The organism is Natronococcus amylolyticus DSM 10524, assembly GCF_000337675.1.
Taxonomy (GTDB): Archaea; Halobacteriota; Halobacteria; order Halobacteriales; family Natrialbaceae; genus Natronococcus; species Natronococcus amylolyticus.
On the sequence record NZ_AOIB01000014.1, the window covers coordinates 226818 to 248586 of the forward strand.

The 21769-nt window shown below is 64.9% G+C and carries 21 protein-coding genes; 9 read left to right on the forward strand and 12 right to left on the reverse strand.

Translation table 11 applies throughout. From position 1 onward, the window contains the following. On the reverse strand, window positions 1-1362 hold the full coding sequence (eutB, locus tag C491_RS05860) for an ethanolamine ammonia-lyase subunit EutB (RefSeq protein ID WP_005554506.1): 1362 nt from the start codon (window positions 1360-1362) through the stop codon (window positions 1-3). Window positions 1363-1511: 149 nt separating this feature from the next. On the opposite strand from eutB, the gene C491_RS05865 reads away from it, so the two are divergent. Then, on the forward strand, window positions 1512-2684 hold the full coding sequence (locus C491_RS05865) for an MFS transporter (RefSeq protein ID WP_049891521.1): 1173 nt from the start codon (window positions 1512-1514) through the stop codon (window positions 2682-2684). Between the two features lie 15 nt (window positions 2685-2699). Here C491_RS05865 and C491_RS05870 read toward each other — a convergent pair whose 3' ends face one another. The 6 genes from C491_RS05870 to C491_RS05895 all read right to left on the reverse strand — a co-directional run bounded on the left by C491_RS05870 (window position 2700) and on the right by C491_RS05895 (window position 10737). Further along, window positions 2700-4376, reverse strand: a complete 1677-nt coding sequence (locus C491_RS05870) for an aldehyde ferredoxin oxidoreductase family protein (protein WP_005554508.1) — start codon at window positions 4374-4376, stop codon at window positions 2700-2702. A 107-nt stretch (window positions 4377-4483) separates the two neighbouring features. Beyond that, a complete protein-coding gene (locus C491_RS05875; RefSeq protein ID WP_005554509.1) occupies window positions 4484-4741 on the reverse strand; it encodes a hypothetical protein in 258 nt (85 codons plus the stop codon). Between the two features lie 180 nt (window positions 4742-4921). Continuing rightward, the gene (locus tag C491_RS22900; protein WP_005554510.1) at window positions 4922-6598 is read right to left on the reverse strand and encodes a hypothetical protein; all 1677 of its coding nucleotides are present in this window, start codon (window positions 6596-6598) and stop codon (window positions 4922-4924) included. A gap of 161 nt (window positions 6599-6759) precedes the next feature. Further along, window positions 6760-8745, reverse strand: a complete 1986-nt coding sequence (locus C491_RS05885; protein ID WP_005554511.1) for an AMP-dependent synthetase/ligase — start codon at window positions 8743-8745, stop codon at window positions 6760-6762. Window positions 8746-8868: 123 nt separating this feature from the next. After that, a complete protein-coding gene (locus tag C491_RS05890; protein WP_005554512.1) occupies window positions 8869-9789 on the reverse strand; it encodes an MBL fold metallo-hydrolase in 921 nt (306 codons plus the stop codon). Between the two features lie 48 nt (window positions 9790-9837). Next, window positions 9838-10737, reverse strand: coding sequence for a cation diffusion facilitator family transporter (locus C491_RS05895; RefSeq protein ID WP_005554513.1), 900 nt, complete (start codon window positions 10735-10737; stop codon window positions 9838-9840). 257 nt (window positions 10738-10994) lie between these two features. On the opposite strand from C491_RS05895, the gene C491_RS05900 reads away from it, so the two are divergent. Together C491_RS05900 and crcB are read left to right on the forward strand one after the other, a co-directional pair. Beyond that, window positions 10995-11405, forward strand: a complete 411-nt coding sequence (locus C491_RS05900; RefSeq protein WP_005554514.1) for a CrcB family protein — start codon at window positions 10995-10997, stop codon at window positions 11403-11405. Further along, window positions 11402-11833, forward strand: coding sequence for a fluoride efflux transporter CrcB (gene crcB / locus C491_RS05905; RefSeq protein WP_005554515.1), 432 nt, complete (start codon window positions 11402-11404; stop codon window positions 11831-11833). The genes C491_RS05900 and crcB overlap by 4 nt, the downstream gene beginning before the upstream one ends. Here crcB and C491_RS05910 read toward each other — a convergent pair. Genes C491_RS05910 through C491_RS23165 form a run of 3 tightly spaced genes read right to left on the reverse strand, consistent with a single transcriptional unit; the run spans window position 11830 to window position 13530 of the window. Continuing rightward, entirely contained in the window at window positions 11830-12267 is a 438-nt protein-coding gene (locus C491_RS05910; protein WP_005554516.1) for a universal stress protein, read from the reverse strand. The genes crcB and C491_RS05910 overlap by 4 nt on opposite strands. Window positions 12268-12320: 53 nt before the next feature. Then, the gene (gene mgtE / locus C491_RS05915) at window positions 12321-13376 is read right to left on the reverse strand and encodes a magnesium transporter (protein ID WP_005554518.1); all 1056 of its coding nucleotides are present in this window, start codon (window positions 13374-13376) and stop codon (window positions 12321-12323) included. Continuing rightward, window positions 13363-13530: a hypothetical protein gene (locus tag C491_RS23165; protein ID WP_049891504.1), complete on the reverse strand. Its 168-nt coding sequence runs from the start codon at window positions 13528-13530 to the stop codon at window positions 13363-13365. The genes mgtE and C491_RS23165 overlap by 14 nt, the downstream gene beginning before the upstream one ends. Before the next feature lie 204 nt (window positions 13531-13734). Between C491_RS23165 and C491_RS05925 the strand changes: the two genes are divergently transcribed. From C491_RS05925 to C491_RS23170, 3 genes are all read left to right on the forward strand, one after another. Continuing rightward, a complete protein-coding gene (locus C491_RS05925; protein ID WP_005554519.1) occupies window positions 13735-14304 on the forward strand; it encodes a magnesium transporter in 570 nt (189 codons plus the stop codon). Then, entirely contained in the window at window positions 14304-14882 is a 579-nt protein-coding gene (locus C491_RS05930; protein WP_005554521.1) for a magnesium transporter, read from the forward strand. Before C491_RS05925 ends, C491_RS05930 begins: the two co-directional genes overlap by 1 nt. A gap of 205 nt (window positions 14883-15087) precedes the next feature. Then, window positions 15088-15228: a hypothetical protein gene (locus C491_RS23170; RefSeq protein ID WP_005554523.1), complete on the forward strand. Its 141-nt coding sequence runs from the start codon at window positions 15088-15090 to the stop codon at window positions 15226-15228. Window positions 15229-15249: 21 nt separating this feature from the next. On the opposite strand, the gene C491_RS05935 is transcribed toward C491_RS23170, so the two are convergent. Next, window positions 15250-16464: a potassium channel family protein gene (locus C491_RS05935; RefSeq protein WP_005554525.1), complete on the reverse strand. Its 1215-nt coding sequence runs from the start codon at window positions 16462-16464 to the stop codon at window positions 15250-15252. Between the two features lie 111 nt (window positions 16465-16575). Here C491_RS05935 and serS point away from each other — a divergent pair, with 111 nt between their 5' ends. Further along, entirely contained in the window at window positions 16576-17955 is a 1380-nt protein-coding gene (gene serS, locus C491_RS05940) for a serine--tRNA ligase (RefSeq protein WP_005554527.1), read from the forward strand. Between the two features lie 274 nt (window positions 17956-18229). Here serS and C491_RS05945 read toward each other — a convergent pair whose 3' ends face one another. Beyond that, window positions 18230-20416 (reverse strand): elongation factor EF-2, encoded by a 2187-nt coding sequence (locus C491_RS05945; RefSeq protein WP_005554529.1) that lies wholly within the window; start codon window positions 20414-20416, stop codon window positions 18230-18232. A 191-nt stretch (window positions 20417-20607) separates the two neighbouring features. Between C491_RS05945 and C491_RS05950 the strand changes: the two genes are divergently transcribed. Together C491_RS05950 and C491_RS05955 are read left to right on the forward strand one after the other, a co-directional pair. After that, complete coding sequence (locus C491_RS05950; protein ID WP_005554530.1) at window positions 20608-21366, forward strand: DUF5781 family protein; 759 nt, start codon at window positions 20608-20610, stop codon at window positions 21364-21366. 64 nt (window positions 21367-21430) lie between these two features. Further along, a partial coding sequence (locus tag C491_RS05955) for a DUF7504 family protein (RefSeq protein ID WP_005554531.1) occupies window positions 21431-21769 on the forward strand: 339 nt, incomplete at its 3' end.

Sequence of the window (21769 nt, forward strand, 5' to 3'; positions counted from 1 at the left end):
TTACGTGAAGATCGTCGGATCGCCCGCGCGTTCGGTGAGCCGGCCCTCGCGCCAGAGGTCCATCTCGGCGAGCCACTCGCGGAACGCGGGGGCCGGTTCGAGGTCGAACAGCTCCCAGAGCGCGGCCGCGTCGTGGTAGCTGTTGGACTGATAGTTCAACATGACGTCGTCGCCCATCGGCACGGTGATGAAGTAGTTCGCTCCCGCCGCGGCGAGCAGGACCGCAAGGTTCTCGATATCGTTCTGATCGGCCCCCATGTGGTTCGTGTAGCAGGCGTCGATCCCCATCGGAATTCCGTGGAGCTGGCCCATGAACACGTCCTCGAGGCCGGCGCGGATCACCTGGCGGCCGTCGTAGAGGTACTCCGGGCCGATGAAGCCGACGACCGTGTTGACTAGGAAGGGATCGTAGCGCTTCGCGAGGCCGTAGCAGCGCGCCTCGAGGGTGAGCTGATCGACCCCTTCGTGGGCGTCGCCCGACAGCTCGGCGCCCTGTCCTGTCTCGAAGTACATCACGTTCGGTCCCGAGGAGACGCAGCGACGCTGTGCGAGGTCGTGGGCCTCGTCGAGCAGGTCGACGTCGACGCCGAACTCGTCATTGCCCGCTTCGGTACCGGCGAGGCTCTGGAAGACGAGATCCGCGGGGGCTCCCTCCCGAATGGCGTCCATCTGGGTGGTGACGTGGGAGAGACAGCAGTTCTGGGTCGGCACGTCCCACTCCTCGATGAACTCGTGGGTCGCCTCGAGAATTCGCGTCGTCGTCTCGACGCTGTCCTGGACCGGATTCACGCCGATCACGGCGTCGCCGGCGCCGTAGGAGAGCCCCTCGCGCGTCGCGTCGATGATGTTCGAAACGTCGTCCGCGGGGTCGTTGGGCTGCAGTCGAAACGAGAGGGTCCCGGCCTCGCCGACGGTCGTGTTACAGCGCGCGGGTACTTCCATTCGCGAGGTGACCAGCGCCAGGTCGAGGTTCGACATGAGCTTCGTCACGGCGGCGATCATCTCGCTGGTGAGGCCAGGGCGGATCGCCGCGATCTCGCGCTCGCCCGTTCCCGTGGCGACGAGGTACTCTCGCAAGTCGGCGACGGTCCAGTCTTTGATCTCGTCGTAGATCGGCTCCCGGACCGCCTCCTGGATCACTCGCGTCACCTCGTCCTCGTCGGCGGGAACAACGGGGTTCTCCCGCAGCGTCTCGAGTCGCATCCCCGCCAGCGCCCGCTTAGCGGCGACCCGCTCGGCGTCCGCGTCGGCCGCGATCCCGGCGAGTTCGTCCCCGGTCTTCACTTCGTTGGCCTTGGCGAGGACCTCGACGACGGAGTCGAAGCGGTCCCCGGCGGCTGGCGTCGTAGTTTGGATTGCCATGTATTCGCTATCGGACGGTACGTCGGGGAGCTGCTTCACCGTTTGTCGAACGTTACCAAACTACAGTTTCTGCAATGAAAGCGACGGCGCGTTCGGCGATCGGGACGGGCGATGGCCACGGTTTTCTACGACGAACCGACAGCGGAGGTATGAAGCGAACGACGGTCTGGACGGTCGCCATCTTTCTGTTCGTCCTCGGAGACGCGATGGCGCTACAGGCGAGGGGACCGATCCTCTCGAGTCTCGAGGCGACGTTCGGCGTCTCGGAGGCCGCGCTCGGGCTGGTAGCGCCGGCCGGCACCGCGGGCTTCGCCATCGCCGCCGTCGCGACGGGACTGCTCGCGGGGCGACTTCGAATGCGGTGGGCGCTGTTCGCGGGTGTCGCAGGCGTGATCTGTGCGCTGGTCGCGATGGCGGCCGCGCCAGTCTACGCCGTGTTCCTGCTCGCGTTGCTCGCTCAGGGCGGCGCCGCGGGCGTGTTCCGCGGCGTCGATCGAGCGGCCCTAAGCCACATTCACTCGGCCAATCGCGGGCGCGTCTACGTCGCCTACGCGCTCGCCTGGGCCGTCGGGGCCGTGCTCGGACCGCAGCTGGTCACCGGCGTCCTCGCGGTGGCGGACTGGCGTGCCGTCTTTCTCGTTCTCGCGGCACTCTTCGTTCCGGTCGCGGTCGTCGCCGCCCGGACCGAACTCCCCTCGATGGAGGCCGAGCGGTCGATCTCGGTCGATGCGCTCCGGGCGCTGCTCGGCCGACCCGCCGTCGTCGGCGCCACTGTCGGAATCCTGTTCACCGGCGCCGTCGAGGGGATCATCTTCACCTGGCTCGTCTACTACGCCGAGGGGTTCTACGGGACGGGGACGGCCAGCCTGCTCCTGTCGACGTACCTGCTCGCGTACATCCCCGCCCGGACGGGCTACACGCTGCTCGTGGATCGAGTCCCATACCTTCTGTTGATGCTGGCCGCGACCGTCCCGGCGATTCCGGCGTTTGCGATCGCGTTCTCCGGGATCACCGGTCCCGTCCTCTTCACGGCCGTCTTCGTCGCCGGCGCCGGGCTCTCGAGCTGTTTCCCCGCGCTGTCGGCCTACGCCGTCGAGGCGGCCCCCGAGTACAGCGGCCCGATCAACGCTCTCACGACCGGGGCAACGTACGTCGGGATCGCGACCTCGCCGGCCATCGTTGGTGTCCTCGCCGAGGCGTACGGGCTGAACCGGGCGATCTGGCTCGTGATCGGCTTCGCGGTACTACTCTCGTCGACGATCGCGGCGACGTGGCTCTGGACGGGAACGCCGGAGGCGCCGACCGTCGACGCCGCCACCTGATAGCAAAAATGAGACTCAGTCGTCTGCGGGTGGGGCACTCAGCTGGTCGTCGGCGACCGTCCCGTCGTCGTTCCAGCCACGTTCGGCGTAGTACTCGTCGAGGGCGGCGTCGAAGTCCGGCAGCTCGTACGGCAGGCTGTCGTCGTCCCGGTCGAAGCCGCGCTGGTTGTTGAAGTGGCGCTCGAGCGCGACGACCCGGCCGCCGACCGCCAGTAAGTCCTCGTAGTCGGCGTCGAGCAGGGTCGAGAGTCGATCCTCGTCGACGAAGTCCCGCGAGAACTTACAGAGGACGGCACTGTCCTTGATCGCGTTGACGTTCTCGAGTTCGATCACCTTCGGCGGCTTGTCGTCGAGCCCCTCCTTCTCGAAGGCCTTCTCGGAGTCCACCAGTGGGTACTCGTAGGGGTAGAACTCGGCGTACATGTGGTCGGCGCCGCGGTTCGAGGTGGCGAAGGCAAGGCCCTGCCCGTTCAGCGTGCGGCCGTCGTGGGCGGGGAACTCGAGGCCCTTGACAGACCAGTTCTCGACGCCGAGGTCGTCGTGGACGCGGTCGATCCCCTCCGCCAGGTCGTCGCCGACGCCCTCGCGGTGAGCGATCTTCTCGACGAGGTCGTGGATCAGGTCGACGTTGCCGAACTCGTCCCCGCTCGCGAGGTACGCAGCGATCGTGTCGCCACAGGAGATCGTGTCCAGTCCGTACTCGTCACAGAGCTTGTTCGACTGCATAACGTCGACGATGTCGTCGACCCCGGAGTTCGGGCCGAACGCCATTACGGTCTCGTACTCCGGTCCCTCGGCTTCGAGGCCCGACTCCTCGTCCCTGGTGGGGAGCTTGCAGGCGAACGCGCAGGCCGAGCAGGTCCCCTTCTTGTACTTCTTCTCCTCGACGCGGTCGCCGCTGACGCCCTCGGCACCCTCGAAGGAGAGCTCCGAGAAGTACCGCGTCGGCAGGGCCTCGACGGTGTTCGCGAACTCGGTCATCGAGGACGTCCCCTGTCGCTTCATGATGTGGTCCGACTGGGCGGCCTCGCCGTGGACCTCCATCTGCAGCGGCGGGATCTCGACCTCGTGGGTCGAGTCGCCGTCGAAGGTGATCGCCTTCACGTTCTTCGATCCCAGGACGGCACCCAGTCCGCCGCGACCGAAGGCTCGCTCCTCGGAGGTCATGATCGAGGCGAACCGAACCTCGTTCTCGCCGCCGGGGCCGACGACGACGGTGTGGTCGGACTCGAGACCGTGCTCGTTCTCGATGTACTCGCAGGTCTCGGAGACTTTCGCCTCCTCGAGCTCCGGTACCGCCTCGAAGTCGACGCCCTCGTCGGTGACGTGGACGATCACGAGTTCGTCGCTGGCGCCGGTGACTTCGACGGCGCTGTAGCCGGTGCCCGTGAAGTTCCGCGAGAGGAAGCCGCCGGCGTTCGAGGAGAGCAATCCGCCGGTGAGCGGCGAGACGGCGGTCGCCGACATCCGCCCCGTGAAGCTCATCTGGGAGTGTTGGAGCGGTCCCGTCGCGAGGTAGAGTCGGTTGTCGGCACCGAGAGGGTCGGCGTCGAAGGGGACCCGATCGTGGGCGAGTTTCGTCGCGAGCGCGCGTCCGCCGATGAACGACTCGAGGTCGTCGTCGATGTCCTCGGTCGTCGAGGAGCGCTCCTCGAGATCGATCGAACACAGCGGTCCGTGAACGTGTTTCATACTGAGTAGGGTATCATCGATCACCACAAAACAGTTCGGTTCTCGTTCGCGGAGGGACGGGCGACTGTACCGATGTCGAGGCGCGGCTTCGATCGCGGAGGAAGCATCTACCGTTCCAGCGAGGTGCCGTCGGGAAGGTGCAACTCGTCGTCGAGGACGACCTGCAGGCGATCCGTCGCGAACAGGCGATCGATCTGATCGTGCGTGAACGTGCCGTCGCAGTCGTCGCCGACGAAGGTCACCCGTTCGGGCGTCCGTTCGACGACGGTCGCGAGCGCGCTGCCGTTCCGGTAGTGGTATCTGATCGTCGTTCCGAGATGGAGGGTCTCGGCGGTCACGCCGAGGGAGGTTCCGTGTGGGACCATATCCTATTCAGATTCGAGAGCGACATAATTCTTGTGTACTAGTGGTTGCAATTATAATACTAACTCAAGATAAGATTCTCTCTTCGAAGTAATCGTCAGCGAAAACAGTCCTCTCAGCCGTCTCCCACCATGCTATTAAGTAGCAATACAGTCATCTGTGTATATACGTTTTGGACGAAATTAGCTAAAGAGGCCGATACCGAGCCCACTGCTCGAGTTGTTCGAGGCGTTGGTCGGGCCCGAGGCGTTCTCGTCGACGCCGTCGTCGGACGCATTCGGCGTCACCCCGTCGGCAGTCCCGTTCGTCCCGTTGGGCTCGTTCGCAGTGTCGTTATTCTCGTTCTCGAGGACCCCGTCGTCACTGGTTTCGTTGGGAGCCATGTCGTCGGTCTCGTTAGCGGAGACGTTCTGATCGGGTTCATCGCCAGCGGTTTCGTTTTCCGGGCTGCCGTCGTCGCCGTTAGTGATCGTCTCGTTATCGTCGTCCCCGTTGACCACTGTGTCGTCCTCACCGTTCTCGTCATCCGCGTCGTCCTCGTCGTCTATCTCGTCCTCATCGTCATCCGTGCCGTCGTCATCATCCTCGTCGTCCGCGTCGTCGTCATTTCCCTCTTCGTCCTCCTCACCGTCTTCGTCGCCATCTCCGTTCTCGTCACCTGCATCCTCTCCCTCATCTTCTTCATCGTCCTCTTCGTCCTCCTCGCCATCGTCGTTATCCCCGTTTTCGTTACCTACGTCCTCTTCTTCGTCTCCGTCGTCCTCTTCCTCACCGCCTTCGTCATTTCCCGAATCGTCCTCCTCACCGTCTTCGTCCGCCTCGTCCTCGTCGTCTACGCCTTCACCGTCGTCCGCCTCGTCCTCATTTCCCGAATCGTCCTCCTCGTCGGTGTCATCGTCGCCATCTCCGTTTTCGTCGTCAGCCGGATCATCATCATCATCATCGTCGTCGGCTGATTCGTCGTCATCGATCGGGTCGTCGTCGGCTGGGTCGTCGTCAACCGGATCGTCATCGTCGTCGTCGTCAACTGGATCCTCGTCATCGTCGTCGTCGTCAACTGGATCCTCGTCATCGTCGTCAACCGGATCGTCGTCATCGTCGTCAACCGGATCGTCGTCATCGTCGTCGTCAACTGGATCCTCGTCGTCATCATCGTCAACCGGCTCATCGTCAGCTGGATCCTCGGCATCGTCGTCAACCGGCTCGTCGTCATCGTCATCAACCGGCTCGTCGTCATCGTCATCAACCGGCTCATCATCGGCCGGATCATCCTCGTCATCGTCCGGCTCACCAGCATCGTCGTCCTCCTCCTCGGGCTCGTAGGACTCCTCGCCCGGATCGCCGATCTCGAGTTCGTACGACGCCGTTCCCTCGCAGTTGCTTAGCGGGAACGAGTAGACGGCACTCTCGCCCGGTTCGGGGCTTTGCTCGTCGGCGAAGTGGATGCTCGCGATCTCGGCACCGTCCTCGTCGTAGATCCGCGCCTCCATGTCGACGGTGATCGCCTCGTCACCGACGTTCTCGAGTTCGACGTGGACGTTGCACTCGTCGCTCGGCGGCTCGTTCGCCCAGGTGAAGGTGTGACGGAGGGCCTCGAGGGAGTCGCTGGCGTCGCCGGAGATAATGACCTCGCCGTCGACCGACTGGTCCTCGTACTGGCCCTGTTCGTCCTCGGCCTCCTCGTCGTCGACATCGTCATCGTCGTCGGCGTCGTCCCACTCCTCCGGTCCGTCGCCGTCCCTGGCCGACTCGTTGTCCGACTCCTCGTCCTCATCGTCCTCGATGGCGCTACAGCCCGCTAGGATAGCCGAAAGTGATACCCCCGCAGCCGTACTGAACTCGCGCCGGTTTAGATCCATGTGACTCTCGTAGTGACCGCCCGCTGATTGGCTCTCGATACGCGTCCTCTGGGCAGAGGTTCGGAGCTCCCCCGTGTTTAGCTCGTCGGATCCGCCCGGAAGGGTTCAACGTACTGATATCACCGAGAGGTACTATTCCTTCTGCAAGCACTGTCAGCCGCTCAGGACGAAACCGGATCGACCCGGTCCTCGCGGTCTGCCTCGTAGATCCGCTCGATCCGATCCTCGAACCGGTCGAGGATGACCCGACGCTTCTTTTTCATCGTCGGCGTCAGCATGTCGTTCTCCTCGGTGAACTCCCGCGGGACGAGTTCGAACTGCTTGATCGTCTCGTGTTTCTCGAAGTTCTCGTTGACCTCGGCCACCGTCTCGCCGACGTACTCTCGGACGCGCTCGTTGTCGCACATCGCCTGCGGGTCCTCGGGGAGGTCGATCCCCTGTTCGTCGGCCCACTCGCGGATGTGGTCCGTGTTGGGGACGAGCAGGGCGCCGACGAACTTCTTGCCGTCGCCGACGACCATACACTGCTCGACGACCTCGCTGGCCGCGAACGCGTCCTCGATCGGGCCGGGTGCGACGTTCTTGCCGGTCGAGAGGACGAGGATCTGCTTGACCCGATCGCGGAACTCGATGTAGTCGTCGGGACGGAGGTGAACGATGTCGCCGGTGCGGAACCAGCGGCTGCCGTCGTCGTCCTCGAGGAACGACTCCGTCGTCGCGCCCGGTTTGTTCCAGTACCCCTGGGTGACGTTCGGGCCGCTGACGAGCAGTTCGCCGACCTCGCCGGGATCGTCGAACGTCTCCCCCTCGACGAGCGAGTCGTCGATCCGGACGTCGACGCCGGGAAGCGGCGGCCCGATGGTTCCGATCTCGGGCGCCTCGGGCGGGTTGACCGACACGACGGGAGCGGTCTCGGTGAGTCCGTACCCCTCGTAGATCGGTAGTCCCATCGCGTGGTACAGCGTACAGAGCTCCTTCGAGAGGCTGCCACCGCCGCTGATCAGGAGCTCGATCTCGCCGCCCAGCGCCTCCCGGACGTTCGAGAAGACCAGCTTGTCGGCCAGCGACTGCTTCGCGCTGAGAATGGGTCCGGGATCGTCGCTCTCCTGGTACTCGACGCCGACGTCGGTCGCCCACTCGAAGATCCGCTTTTTGGCCCCCGACTCGCTTGCCTGTTCGCGGATCGTGTCGTAGATCTTCTCGTAGACGCGGGGGACGCTGGTCGCCGTGTCCGGCTGTACCGTCCCGAAATCCTCCTTGAGCGTGTCGGTGCTCTCCGCGTAGGCGACGCACGCGCCGCTGGCGAACAGCAGGAAGTGTCCCGACGTGCGCTCGAAGACGTGTGCCAGCGGGAGGTAGGAGACGGACTGCACGGTCTCGTCGATGACCGGCAGCTCGTCGTCCTTGTCCGGGCGCGGCCCGTAGCGCTTGCGGACCTGGTTGACGTTCGACCGGAAGTTCCGGTGGGTGAGCTGGACGCCCTTGGGCTGGCCCGTCGTCCCGCTCGTGTAGATCAGACTCGCGAGATCGTCCATCTCCGGCGCGTCGAGCCACTCCTCGTAGCGCTCGAGGTCGAAGACGTCCTCGCCGCGGTCGTGAACCTCAGCGAGGGTCAGGACGTCGTTGCGATCGTCGTACCCCTCGAGGCGATCCATCGAGACGATGAACTCGAGGTCGAGGTCGTCCTCGACCTCGAGGACGCGCTCGACCAGCCGTTCGTTCTCGACGACGACCGCGGTGGCGTCGGGATCGTCGAGCAGGTACCGAACCTGGTCGGGCGAGGAGCTCTCGTAGACGGTCGTGATAACCGCGCCCGCCGAAAGCAGCGCGAAGTCGGTCTGGGCCCACTCCATGCGGGTGTCGGCGAAGATGCCGACGCGATCACCCTGCTCGACGCCGAGGTCGCGAAAGCCCGCCGCCAGGTTGCGGACGACGTTTCGCATCTGGGTGTAGGAAATGGCCCGGAACGCGTCGGGATCGGCAAGCTCGAGGACCGACTCGGTCAGCGATCGGTCGTAGATCCCGCCCTTGTACCGCTGTGCCGGTCGGTTCGGGTGGCGCTCGACGGCGTCGTCGAACATCCGACCGAGCGTCGTTTCGCCGGTGACCTCGTCCTCGTACTCTCGTTCGGCGTCCCGCCAGTGCATATACGTGTGACAGTACCTCCCGAGCGATAAAACGTGATGAAACTGAACGCATCTGTCACCGCGTTTATTCGTGAGCTGGAACGGTGATCGCACCGAAAACAGGCGGTCCGACGATCCCGGCGATCAGTCCCGGTAATCCAGGTAGCCGACGACGCCGCGAACGTTCATGCCGGCCTCGGCACCGGCCTTGTGCTCGCCCCACGCGTCGCCGAGATCCGACCTCGAGGCGAAGTGGTCGACGAGCGCCTCGTCGTCCTCGAGCTCCCCGCGTTTCTCCTCGACGTCCCGGACCCACTCCTCGAGGACGGTCGCGTACTCGTCGAGGGCCGCCTCGGCGTCGTCGCCGACGTAGCGCGGGCCGAAATGGGCGTAACAGAGGACGTCGGGGTCGATCTCCTGGAGGGCCTCGACGTCCTCGAGACAGCGCTCGAGGTGGAAGTTCGACGGCGGCGAGGTCTCCCGGATCTCCTCGAGTTCGGGCACCCAGATCCCCGCGGCGTCGGCGGTAAACACCGCGTCGTTTTCGGGGTCCTCGAAGACGACCTGGTGGGGGGCGTGGCCGGGCATCTCGTGAACCCGAAGCTCGTGGGTTCCGAGGTCGATCGAGTCGCCGTCCTCGATTTCGACGATCCGGTCCTCGGGAACCGGCTTCGGCTCGACGTAGTACTGCCACTGGTCGCCGACGGCGGCTTTCGTTCCCTCGACGAGCCGCGAGGGGTCCGCGAGGTGGGAGGTGCCGATCGGGTGGACGTAGACGTCGGCGTTCGGGCACGCTTCGGCCAGAAAGCCCGCGCCGCCGGCGTGGTCGAGATGGATGTGTGTGACGGCGATGGCCTCGAGTTCCTCGGGCGCGATACCGATCTCCTCGAGGGCCTCGAGGATCCGCTCGTAGTTCGTGCCGATCCCCGTGTCGACGATCGCGGGCCGCTCGTCGTCGACGACGTAGACGGCGCCGTACCCGCTGGTGTCGTACATTCCCGTGTCCACGTAGTAGAGATCCGAACAGTCGCCGGCCGTAACCTGGCGGACGTCACCGATTTCCATACCGGTAGGCTGTCGGGAGACGAAATAAAAGCTGGCGTCCCGGCCAGCCTACCGGTCGCGTCGGTCCTTCCACTCGCCGATCCCCGAGGGATCGAGGTGAACGTGAGCGTCGCCGACGTCCTCGATCCCTCTGAGGCTGGCGACCAGTTCCGACTCGACGTCGTGAGCCTGCCGGAACGGCATGTCGCCGTCGACTTCGACGTGAACCTCGACCTCGAGGACGGGACCGTCGTAGAAGACGGTGAGGTCGTGGATCCCCTCGACGGCGGGGTGGTCCCGGAGGATCTCGGTCACCTCCGCTCGCTTCATCGGTCCGGGTGAGGCGCCGACGAGGTAGCCAACGTTCTCGCGGCCGATCTCGACGCCCTGGTAGATGACGAGCAGGCTGACGAGTCCGCCAGCAATCGGATCGAGCAGCGGGAAGCCGAGCAGGACGCCGAGCACACCGACGACCGCGGCGAAGGAGGTGTAGATGTCGTTGAGACAGTCCGTCGCCAGCGCCTCGAGGGCGGTCGAGCCGATCGCCTCGTTGATGTACTCGGTGTAGCGGTAAACCAGATACATGTCGACGATCGCGAACGCGAGCGCGCCGAGCAACAGCGGGTGGAAGACGACGTCGACGCCGTGGGCGACTCCCTGTGCGGACTCGTACAGCAGGTTCAGTCCGAGCAGCGCGATCACCGCGCCGACGAACAGCGCCGTCAGCGGCTCGATGCGCTCGTGGCCGTGTGGATGGGTGTCGTCGGGTTCGTCGAAAGAACTCCGGCCCCAGACGAGCACGACGACGCTCGCGACGAGATCCGCGATCGAGTGGGCCGCGTCGGCCACGAGCGCGACGCTCCCGAAGGCCAGTCCCACGGCGCCCTCGACGACGATCTTGACGGCGTTGCCGAGGACGTTCGCCCACGACGCGCGCGTGAATCCGTCGCGGCCCGCCTCGTCGACCATACGCTGTTTAGAGACAGTCTAAACTTGGGTCTTTTCCTTCCCGACGGCGTCCGTCGAGCTTTCGCAATCCTCATTTGGGTGGTGTGAGAACGGTCCGCTATCCGGGCGATGGGGCCCGCCTGCCACAACCGCCGGCGACTCGTTCACCGCGTTCGCGGTCGCGCGCTGCCCGCAGCCGCGTACCGCTTGCGCAACCGCTCGGTCCTGCCGCGGGGCCGACCGTACGACCGGCTGACGGTCCCTGCTATCAGTCAGCCATGAGAGATCACCCGCTCGTCCGACTCGAGACGCTCGCACTGATCGCGATCGGCGGCTTCGCCGGCTCGAACCTCCGGTTCTTTACGCTCGGACTCCTCTCCGACGTCCTCGCCGTACTTGTCGTCAACGTCGTCGGCAGCTTTCTGCTCGGCTTCGTCGTCTACGAGGCTCAGTACACCGGCGTCGTCGACCGAAAGGCCAGACTGGTGTTTACGACCGGCTTTCTCTCCTCGCTGACGACCTACAGTACGTTCGCGGTCCAGACCGCCATCGCCGCCGAGCCGTGGCTGCTCGTCGGCATCGTCGTCGCCAACTACGGACTCGGCTTCACCGGCGTGCTCGCGGGACGGGAGCTCGCCCGCAAGGTCCGCGACTGGCGGCCGGCGGCAGCCGGCGGTGAGACGGCGTGATCGCGCTCGAGTCGCCGGCGTCGGCCCTCGCCGCCGTCCTCGTTCTCGAGCCCGTCATCGAGGACGGCGCCCTCGAGTTCGAGGCCGCCCACCTCGTCGGTATCGGCGGGGCGATCGGTGCCGTGCTGCGCTACGCCGTCTACGAGCAGCTTTCCGACGAGCGCTACCCGTGGCCGACGCTGGTCGTCAACGTCGTCGGGAGCTTCGTCTTCGGTGCGGCGACGTTCGCGGGTGCAGGCGAGTCAGTGATTCAGCTGGTCGGGATCGGCATCTGCGGCGCGTTCACCACGTTCTCGTCGTTCTCGGTCGAGACGGTCCAGCTCTACGAGCGCGGGGATCGAACGGTCGCGGTCGCGAACGCGGCGGGGAATCTCGCGCTCTCGCTCGCGGCGATCGGGCTCGCTTGGGTCCTCGTCTCCGCGCTCTAGGCCTCGCGGTCGTTGATCACCGTAACCGGGACGGCCGCGCGCCGAACGACCGTTTCGGCCACGCTTCCCAAAAGGTATCTCGCGACGCCCTCGCGTCCGTGACTACCGAGAACGATCCCGTCGGCGCCGTGGTCGTCGGCGTACCGCACGATGGTCCGGGCCGGATCGCCCGCCTCGACGGCCGTTCCGACCGAGACGCCGTCCGGCAGCGTCTCCTCGAGCGCCTCGAGGACGGCCTCGCCCTTCTCGCGTTCGGATTTGTACTCGTCGTCGGCCGTATAGCCCGGATAGGCGCGCTGGCGGCTGTAGTCGGTCATCGGATCGACGACGTACAACAGGGTTAGCTCGGCGTCGGGGAACTGCTCGCAGGCGTACTCGAGTGCGGCTCGGGACGGACGGGAGCCGTCGACGGGGACGAGAACGTGCGCTGTCATAACAGAGTCATCGACGGCGACGAATAAAAATTACCGCGAAAACGAAGCCGCGTTTAGATCAGCTCGGACAGCAGGACCGCCGCGAGCCCGAAGTAGATCAGGAGCGCGGTGATGTCCTTGACCGTCGTGATCAGCGGGTCCGACGCCGCGGCGGGGTCGAAACCGAGCTTGTTCATGATCCAGGGGATCACGTAGCCGACGACCGACGCGACGACACAGACCGACACGAGGCCGACGAAGACGACCGTCGCCAGCTCGAGGGCGTAGGGCTCGTTGATCTGCCAGACGTAGGCCGCGGCGGCGCCGATACCGCCGATGATGAGGCCGATCAGCAGGCCGACTAGCCCCTCGCGGGCGAAGTGTCGCATCGCGTTTCGGTCGTCGATGTGGCCGAGCGCGAGGCCGCGGACGAAGATCGTCGACGCCTGCGTGCCGACGTTACCGCCCATGTCCATGATGACGGGAACGAAGAAGGCCAGCGCGACGACGGCCTCGAGGGTGTCTTCGAACTGCTCGATGACGCCGCCGGCCATCAGGCCGCCCGCGAGGGCGACGATGAGCCACGGCAGTCGTAGTTTGAGAATCTTCGTAATCGAGGACTCGAGGATCGCGCTCGAACGGGCGGTCTCGACGTCGGTAAAGGAAAAGCCCGCGCTCTTCATGATGTCCTCGGTCGCCTCCTCCTCGACGACCTCGATCATGTCCTCGGTGCGGAGGACGCCGACGAGCATGCCGTCGTCGTCGATGACCGGCAGGGCGGGAAAGTCCCGCTCTGCGACCTCGTCGGCCGCGTGCTCGGGATCGGCGTCCGCATCGATCGTGACGAGGTCGGTGTGCATGTGGGTCTCGACGACGTCGTCTTCGGGCGCGTTGAGGAGCTCCCGAAGGGACATGACGCCGACGAGTCGGCCCGAATTATCGGTAACGTACAGGTAATAAACGGTGGTTTCGTCGGAAACGGGTTCGAAATCGCGGAACTGTTCGATCGCGTGTCCGACGAACGTCTCCTGGGTGACCGCGACGAAATCGGCTTCCGTGACGTCGGCGACGCGGTCGGCGTGGAACTCGATACCGCCGTCGGCGGCGCGAGTGCGCTCAGCGTCCTCCATACACCTCACCCCGGACGTGCGAGCCCATGGCCCCCGAAAACTCGCCTTCGAGCAGGTCGAGAATTAGCTCCTCGAGCGTACGACCGCGCTCGTAGTGTGTGTCATTGATAGTCGTCTCGGCGCCGAACGGATTGCTGTGGTTGGTGTTCAGCATACGCTACTCGATCGTTAGAGACGGCTAAAAGAGGTTTCGGACTAGGTCTAAGGGTGAAATATATTCCCACGATATCCGAACACACAGAAACCCTGTACGGTCGTTCGCCACACCTACACGTCGGATAGGGGATCACCGCCGAACGGCCGACGGCTTGCTATTCCTTCCCGATACGTTTAACAGTCGACTACGAAAGATACTGCTATGAGCGTACGGGAGGAGTTCTGGTCGATCTACCGCGAGGCGCTGCCCATCCTACTGATCGCCCTCGGTGGCGGACTCTTCGCCGGGCTGGTGCTCGAGGGAATGGTCGAGAGCGTCGAACGATTCCCCGGTCTACTCGTGATGATCCCCGTTTTCCTGGCCACGCGGGGCAACGTCTACGGCGCGCTGGGCGGACGGATCTCGAGCGGGCTCCACCAGGGGTTGATCGAACCGAAGTTCGAACGCGACCAGCGACTCGTCAACGCGGTGACGGCGTCGTTCATAAACGGGATCGGGATCTCGCTCGTGATCGGCGTCATCACCTGGATCGCGCTGCTGATTCTAGGCTGGGAGGTCGCCGCGCTGTACGAGCTGGTCGGGATCATGCTGATCGCCGGCATCCTCACGTCCGTCGTGCTCATCTTCGGCCTGCTGGCGCTGATCTTCGCGGGCTTCAAGTACGGCTACGACCCCGACAACCTCGTCGGTCCAATCGTGACGACGCTGGGTGACATCTTCGGGATGCTGTTCATGCTGTTTGCGATCGGGCTTGTGGAGGTGCTCGTCTGATGGTCGTTCCGCAGGGCTCGCTCGGGAGCTGGGAGGTTCGCAGCATCGTCGGCAACATGTTCCCGCTGTTGATCGTCCTCTGCGTGATCGTCCTCTGGGCGGGGATCACCCTCGAGGAAGCCGAAGAGTTGCTCGAGCAGTACGGCATCCTCGCGATCATGGTGCCGACGATGGTCGACATGGGCGGCAACCTCGGCGCGATCCTGAGCTCGCGGCTCTCGACGCGACTCCACCTGGGGACGACCGAGTTCGATCCCCGGGATCGGGAGCTGTGGGCGAACGTCGGTGCGGTGCTCGCGCTCGCGGCGACGATCTTTACTGCGCTGGCGTTCGGCGCCTACCTGCTCGGCGCGCTCATCGGCTCGACGCTTCCGCTCACGACGCTGCTGACGATCTCGCTGGTCAGCGGGATGTCCGTCGCCGTCATCGCGGTCCTGTTCAGCTTCGCGACGACCTACGCCTCCTATCGGCTGGGCGTCGACCCCGACGACACGACGATCCCGGTCGTCACGAACGTCGTCGACGTCTTCGGTATGGTCATCTTCATCGGCGTCTCGGCGCTCGTACTGGGGTTCTGAGCCCCCGTATCGAACTCGAGACGATCCGCCGAATCGGGCGATATTCGACGAGAGCGGGGGCGTGTGCCGTCCGTCCGTCGAGCGTCTGACTGAACTTCAAGTGTCACCGTGTGGGGGTTGTGTGCATGGAAGTCGAATCGATTCGCACCGAACGAACGCCACGAGACCTCCTCCGAAACGCGTCCGGACCGAGGCGAACGGGCCGATGAGCTGGCTCGTCCGCGCGTTCCGAACGCGGGAGCGACGACACGCGACCGTTCCGCTGGCGCTGGCGGTTATCGTCGCCGTGCTCGGCGCCCTGCTGTACCTCGAGCTCGTCACGGTGTTGCTCGAGCACGCCGGCTGACCGGAACGACCGGAGCCCGAACTACTCCGGCCCTCGAGAGAGCTCCCCGAACGCCTCAGCGGCCGTCCGGGTCCCCTTCGCGATGAGCACGTCCCCGCCGTTGATCTCCGCGTCGGCGTCACCGATCAGCAGCCACCCCTCCTCGGGGCGACGGATGGCGATCACCGACATCGTCGGCTCTGTCTCCGGGACGCCGGCATCGACACCCGCTCCGTCGAGGTCGCTTCCCGGCTCGACCTCGATTCGGGTGATGATCTCGTCGCTCTCCTCGACGGCCATGCCGACGACCGGATGAACCTCGATATCCCGGAACACGCCCTCGCTGAGATCGATCGCGGCGTCGCTGATGACCTCCGTGCTCGTGCCGAGCCGGATCAGTCCTCGAAGCGAAACCGGGTCGGGGGCGTCTGCGGCCGCCCGGAGCGTCCAGGCCTCGAACCGGGACTGCATCGCGTCGACCTCTACCTCGAGGTTCCGGACCTCCTCGGCCAGCGCCTCGCTGTCGAACAGGACACTGCTGTAGGCCAGGTCGATCCCCAGCTCCGAGAGGTTCTTCATGTGGATGATCGTGTCCACGGCCCGCTCGAGATCCTCGATGTCCGACGTCTCGACGGCGGGGACCTCGTAGACCGTCCCGGTCAACGTCTCGTACACCTCCTCGATCGCCGCGTCCGGGCCACGAAGGAAGGCGACGTCGTCGGGCGCGACCGTCGTCGTCGGACCGGGGTTGAGCAGCCACTCCTCCCCGCGCCGGAGCGCGATCACGCGGACGCCGGTTTCGGACTCGAGGTCGATACTCTCGAGTGTCCGATCGGCGTACGAGGAGTTCGCGTCGACGACGCCCCGGACCAACACGCCGGCGGCCTCGGGAAGCGCCGCGCGCATCGCCTCGGGCAGTCCCATCTCCTCTAAGACGATCTTCGCGATGTCGCCGGCCGCGTCGCTGATCGTCCCCGTCGCGGCGACGATCCCCAGCACCGGCGCCAGCTGTTCGGCATCCGAGGGGTTCCGCGAGGCCATCAACAGCCCCATCCGGGCGCGCATCTCGAGGACGTCCATCTGACGCTCGAGGCGGAGCACCTCCCGGGCGAGGTCCTCGTTTCGGTGGAGGACGGCGGAGTAGGAGAGATCGATCAACAGTTCCGCGGTATCTTTCATCTCGACGAGTACGTCCTTGACGCTGACGGGCTCGTACTCGATCGACACCGGCGACGGCTCGTCCTCGAACGGATCCATGTCCTAACCCACCGACCCGCGTCAAAAAAACGTTTCCCGCCGCCGAGTGGCGGGCTCACGAAACGACGCCTTCCGACACGGTTTTGGACCGGCACGGAGAATCCACGAGCAATGATCGACCGGAGCCTCCTGCGCGAGGACCCCGAAGCCGTCCGCGAGGCGCTCGACAACCGAGGTGCCGACGTCGACCTCGACGAGCTGATCGAGATCGACGAGCGTTGGCGAGAGCTGAAGGCCCGCGGCGACGAGCTGCGCCACGAGCGAAACCAGGTGACCGAGCGGATCGGCGCGCTCGTCGCGAAGGGCAAACAGGATGAGAAGGACGAGGCCATCGAGGAGTCGAAGGAGCTCAAAGCCGAGATCGAGGACGTCGAGGCCGAGGCGACCGAACTCGGCGACGAGCTCCGCGAGCGGATGCTCGAGGTTCCACAGATTCCCGACGAGAGCGTGCCGCTGGGCCTCGACGAGCGACACAACGTCGAGGATCGACGCTGGGGGTTCGACGATCTGCGCGTCGACGCCGACGCAATCACTCCCCACTACGAACTCGGCGAGGAGCTCGACATCATCGACGAGGAACGCGGCGCCAAAACGACTGGATCGGGCTTTTACTTCCTCAAGGGTGACGGCGCTCGCCTCGAGCACGCCCTGATCCAGTTCATGATGGACGTCCACCGCGAGCAGGGGTACGTCGACCTCTTCCCGCCGGTACCCGTCAAAAGCGAGTCGATGCGGGGCACCGGCCAGCTGCCGAAGTTCGCCGACGACGCCTACCGACTGGGCGGGAGCAACGAAGACGAGTACGAGGACGACGACCTCTGGCTCTGTCCGACCGCCGAGGTCCCGGTCACGAACATGTACGCCGACGAGATCCTGCTCACGGACGACCTCCCGCTCAAACACCAGGCGTACACGCCCAACTTCCGGCGGGAAGCCGGCGAGCACGGCACCGAAACGCGGGGCATCGTTCGCGTCCACCAGTTCAACAAGGTCGAACTCGTCAACTTCGTCGAGCCCGAGGACAGCTACGACCGCCTCGAGTCACTGCTCGACGAGGCCGAGGAGGTCCTGCGCCAGCTCGAGCTCCCCTACCGCATCCTCGAGCTCTGTACCGGCGACCTGACCTTCGCCTCGGCGAAAACGTACGACATCGAGGTCTGGGCGCCCGGCGACGACATGGACGACGGTCCCGAGGAGGGCGGCCGCTGGCTCGAGGTCTCGAGCGCCTCGAACTTCGAGGACTTCCAGGCCCGCCGCGCCGGGCTTCGCTACCGACCCGAGCGCCACGAGTCGGCCGAGTACCTCCACACGCTCAACGCCTCGGGGCTCGCACTGCCCCGGGTTATGGTGGCGATCCTCGAGTACCACCAGAACGAGGACGGCACCGTGACGATCCCCGAGGCGCTGCAGCCGTACATGGGCGGACAGGAGGTCATCGAGGGCCACGAGAAGGTCGGCGAGAGCGCGCTGGGTGCGGGCGAGCGGGAGTGAGTCGCGGCGACCAGTAGTCGTCGACAGAGACCCCAGTACCGCATCGGACCGGTTCGACGCTCCGCTCTCGGTTTCTGAAGCTCTGATCGCTGATTTCACACTCGAGTTTTCGAGCCGTCGGTACCGTCACCGTCGACTCGGTCACCCCGGCGAGTGAAACGGCGGAAGGGCCCCGAAACGTTCTCGAGGGTTCCAGCAAAGCACGAGTGGGCGTTGGCTCCGCTACGAAAGCGGACGCGAAAGAAGAAACGAATCGAGAGAGGAGAGCGGCGGTTTAGATGTACTGGATGATCTCGGGCAGCTCGAGCTTCATGCCCTTGCGCTCGCGGATCTCCATGATCTTCTCGCGCTGGAGCGAGTCGGACATGACCTCGAAACCGGCGTTCTCCGTGTTCCAGGAGGCGCGGCCCTCGGTCGCGCTACGAATGTCGCTCGCGAAGCCGATCATCTCGCCGACTGGCGCGATCCCCTCGACGACCATCAGGTCGCCTTCCTGGTACATGTCGTCGACGCGGCCACGTCGACCCTGGATCTCGCCGGAGGCGGCGCCCATGTGGTCGTTAGGGACGTCGATGCGGACGTCCTGCATCGGCTCGAGCATCTTGATGCGGCCGTCGATCAGGGCGTTGTGGAGCGCGTTTCGAGTTGCCGGGATGACCTGTGCCGGACCGCGGTGGATCGTGTCCTCGTGGAGCCTGGCGTCGTGCAGCCGGATGAGCGTCCCCTGAACCGGCTCGTTTGCGAGGGGACCGTTGTTGAGGGCGTCCTCGAACCCCTCGATCACGAGTTCCATCGTCTCGTTCAGGTGCTGGATACCTTTCGTGTCGTCGATGAGGATGTTCGTCCCGTGGATGTGCTCGACCTCCTGAGAGTCGTCCTTCTCCATGCCGGCGTTCTGCAGGGCTTCGCGGCGCTCCTGTTCGGGCATATCCATCGACGCCTCGCCGAGCTGGATCGCCTCGACGAGTTCGTTCGACATCGGCTCGATGGAGACGTAGAATCGGTTGTGGCGGTTCGGTGAGATGCCCTCGATCTCGTCGCTGGGTTCCTGGGGCTGCTCGCGGTAGACGACGATCGGTTCACCAGTGTTGACCGGAATACCCTGATTCTTTTCGATACGCTGGGTGATCACTTCGAGATGAAGTTCTCCCTGTCCGGAGATCAGGTGCTCGCCGGTCTCCTCGTTGATCTCGATCTGGATCGTCGGATCCTCTTTGGAGACCTGTCGAAGGGTTTCGATCAGCTTTGGCAGGTCGTCCATACTTTTCGCCTCGACGGACTTCGTAATGACCGGCTCGGAGATGTGCTCGATCGACTCGAAGGGCGTCATCTCGACGCTCGAGACGGTCGAGCCGGCGATGGCGTCGCGGAGACCGGTGACGGCCGCGATGTTGCCGGCGGGGACGCGCTCGACTTCCTCGCGCTCGCCACCCATGTAGATGCCGACGGACTGGACGCGGTTCTTCCCCGCAGTTCCGGAGACGTACAGCTCCTGGCCCTTCTCGAGGGAGCCCGAGAAGACACGACCGGAGGCGATCTCGCCCGCGTGGGGGTCCATCCCGATATCGGTGACCATGAAGACGACCTCGCCGGTCTCGTCGACGAGACGCATCCCTTCCGCGAGTTCGGTTTCGTCGTCACCGCGCCAGATGCGCGGAATACGTCGTGGCTGGGCCTTGACGGGGTTCGGGAAGTGCTCACAGACCATGTCGAGGACGACGTCAGACAGCGGCGTTCGGTCGTGGAGCTCCTGTCGCTGGTCGTTGCGCTCGAGTTCCATGATGTCCCCGAAGTCCATCCCGGTCGCCTGCATTGACGGCATCGAGACGCCCCATTTGTACAAAGCGGAGCCGAAGCCGACGGTGCCGTCCTCGACGGAGACCGTCCAGTCCTCGATGTCGTCCATGTCTTCGGTCATCCCGCGGATGAGCTCGTTGACGTCGTTGATGACCGAGACGAGTCGACGCTGCATCTCCTCGGGTCCCTCCTGGAGCTCGGAGATCAGGCGGTCGACCTTGTTGATGAACAGGGTCGGCTTGACGCCCTCGCGAAGCGCCTGCCGCAGAACCGTCTCGGTCTGGGGCATGGCACCCTCGACGGCGTCGACGACGACCAGCGCACCGTCGACGGCTCGCATCGCACGGGTGACGTCACCGCCGAAGTCGACGTGGCCCGGCGTGTCGATGAGGTTGATGAGGTGGTTGGTTCCCTCGTACTCGTGGGTCATCGAAACGTTCGCCGCGTCGATAGTGATCCCACGCTCCTGCTCGTCTTCCTCCGTGTCCATCGCGAGCTGTTCGCCGGCGGTCTCGTCGGAGATCATGCCGGCTCCCGCGAGGAGGTTGTCCGAAAGGGTCGTTTTCCCGTGATCGACGTGAGCGGCGATGGCGATGTTCCGGATATGCTCCGGTTCGTCCATCAGCCGTTCACACTCTTGGACGATCTTCTTGCGTCGGCCCATATACCCCCCAATACCGGTAGCGGGGTCAAAAGGGTAGTGTTTCGTCGTCGGCGGGATTCGGCGCGTATCCCGCTCTGGAGGGACGAAAGACTAATTTGCGTGAGTGAATGGCACACATCAATCTCCCGTCCAGTCGAGAACAGACGACGGGCGTAAGAGCCATACAGTCACGGCCCGTGATACGGCTACACATGGATATTCGCGTTACCGGCTCGGGCCCGACGACCCCTTTTCTCGGTGCCCGTGACCTGTTCGAAACCGAGTACGACCTCTCGCTGCCGGTCGACGTCGAGCTTCGCGACGACCCCGACGTCCGCACCTGGGCCGGCCACTACGACGACCGACACGTCTTGAACATCTCCCGACAGGCCGCCTCGAGCGCCATGGCTCGCGAGCTCGCCCTCCACGAGTTCGCCCACATGGCCAGATACGAACAGAGCCACCCTTCCCACACCCAGTCGACCGAGGAGGTGCTGTACCTCGCACTGGCCGGGAAAAGCGTCGAGCGGCGAAAACTCTCCCATTGCTACCAGATCGCAAACCACATGAAGGATATCTACGCCGACGACATCACGCTCTCGGTCGGTCCCGGCGAGAAGCTCCTCTCGTTTCTCGAGTCGAGCCTCGCGGCGGCAGTCGTCGACCGGCCTCAAACCACGCCACAGACCGGCCGAACGAGGCTCTCGGCGATCGCCGATCCCGAAATTACGGCCGTCAACGCGGCGTTCGCCCTGGCGCTTGCGGAGCGACACGACCTCGTCGAGTCGGATCACCGTCTGTACGACCTCGCCCACGTCGCCGCGGTGGATGCTCCCGACGTGCCGTTCCACGCGTTCAAGCGTCGATTTAGGGAACTAACCAGGGATCCAGACTCGAGCAGCTATCGGCAGGTCCTCGTCGACGCGACGCGGGCGTACGTCGGCGAGGAGGATTCGGGGAGTGAGACCTAACTCCCGTCGTCAGCTACCCGAACGTTTAATGTTTTACACCTCATTAGTATGGAACATACCGGCAATGCTCTCCGAGACAGAAGCCCGCGGACCGGACGACGCGTTTATCGAGGAACTGGCACGGCTGAAACGCCGCGGAGCGAGCGTCCTCGTCGTCGGGTCGGCCCGGGCGAGCCAGCAGGCCGAGACCTGCCGCCGACTGCTCGGACATGCCACGGACCGTCCGCGCCGACGAATTCTGGTTTCGACGACCGGTGAGGACGCACCGATCGAGTCGCTTGTCGACGAGACGCCTTCGGACAGCCACCGAATCGTTCGACACGAGATCGACGTTCGAAGCGCCAGCGCCGCCTCCAGCGATCACGCGCCAACGCCGTCGATCGGCGTTCCCGTAACGACTACC

Excerpts from the sequence above, each read along its gene's own strand:
- eutB (WP_005554506.1), bottom strand. The coding sequence starts at position 1,362 with ATGGCAATCCAAACTACGACGCCAGCCGCCGGGGACCGCTTCGACTCC.
- C491_RS05865 (WP_049891521.1), top strand. The coding sequence starts at position 1,512 with ATGAAGCGAACGACGGTCTGGACGGTCGCCATCTTTCTGTTCGTCCTC.
- C491_RS05870 (WP_005554508.1), bottom strand. The coding sequence starts at position 4,376 with ATGAAACACGTTCACGGACCGCTGTGTTCGATCGATCTCGAGGAGCGC.
- C491_RS05875 (WP_005554509.1), bottom strand. The coding sequence starts at position 4,741 with ATGGTCCCACACGGAACCTCCCTCGGCGTGACCGCCGAGACCCTCCAT.
- C491_RS22900 (WP_005554510.1), bottom strand. The coding sequence starts at position 6,598 with ATGGATCTAAACCGGCGCGAGTTCAGTACGGCTGCGGGGGTATCACTT.
- C491_RS05885 (WP_005554511.1), bottom strand. The coding sequence starts at position 8,745 with ATGCACTGGCGGGACGCCGAACGAGAGTACGAGGACGAGGTCACCGGC.
- C491_RS05890 (WP_005554512.1), bottom strand. The coding sequence starts at position 9,789 with ATGGAAATCGGTGACGTCCGCCAGGTTACGGCCGGCGACTGTTCGGAT.
- C491_RS05895 (WP_005554513.1), bottom strand. The coding sequence starts at position 10,737 with ATGGTCGACGAGGCGGGCCGCGACGGATTCACGCGCGCGTCGTGGGCG.
- C491_RS05900 (WP_005554514.1), top strand. The coding sequence starts at position 10,995 with ATGAGAGATCACCCGCTCGTCCGACTCGAGACGCTCGCACTGATCGCG.
- C491_RS05910 (WP_005554516.1), bottom strand. The coding sequence starts at position 12,267 with ATGACAGCGCACGTTCTCGTCCCCGTCGACGGCTCCCGTCCGTCCCGA.
- mgtE (WP_005554518.1), bottom strand. The coding sequence starts at position 13,376 with ATGGAGGACGCTGAGCGCACTCGCGCCGCCGACGGCGGTATCGAGTTC.
- C491_RS23165 (WP_049891504.1), bottom strand. The coding sequence starts at position 13,530 with ATGCTGAACACCAACCACAGCAATCCGTTCGGCGCCGAGACGACTATC.
- C491_RS05925 (WP_005554519.1), top strand. The coding sequence starts at position 13,735 with ATGAGCGTACGGGAGGAGTTCTGGTCGATCTACCGCGAGGCGCTGCCC.
- C491_RS05930 (WP_005554521.1), top strand. The coding sequence starts at position 14,304 with ATGGTCGTTCCGCAGGGCTCGCTCGGGAGCTGGGAGGTTCGCAGCATC.
- C491_RS23170 (WP_005554523.1), top strand. The coding sequence starts at position 15,088 with ATGAGCTGGCTCGTCCGCGCGTTCCGAACGCGGGAGCGACGACACGCG.
- C491_RS05935 (WP_005554525.1), bottom strand. The coding sequence starts at position 16,464 with ATGGATCCGTTCGAGGACGAGCCGTCGCCGGTGTCGATCGAGTACGAG.
- serS (WP_005554527.1), top strand. The coding sequence starts at position 16,576 with ATGATCGACCGGAGCCTCCTGCGCGAGGACCCCGAAGCCGTCCGCGAG.
- C491_RS05945 (WP_005554529.1), bottom strand. The coding sequence starts at position 20,416 with ATGGGCCGACGCAAGAAGATCGTCCAAGAGTGTGAACGGCTGATGGAC.
- C491_RS05950 (WP_005554530.1), top strand. The coding sequence starts at position 20,608 with ATGGATATTCGCGTTACCGGCTCGGGCCCGACGACCCCTTTTCTCGGT.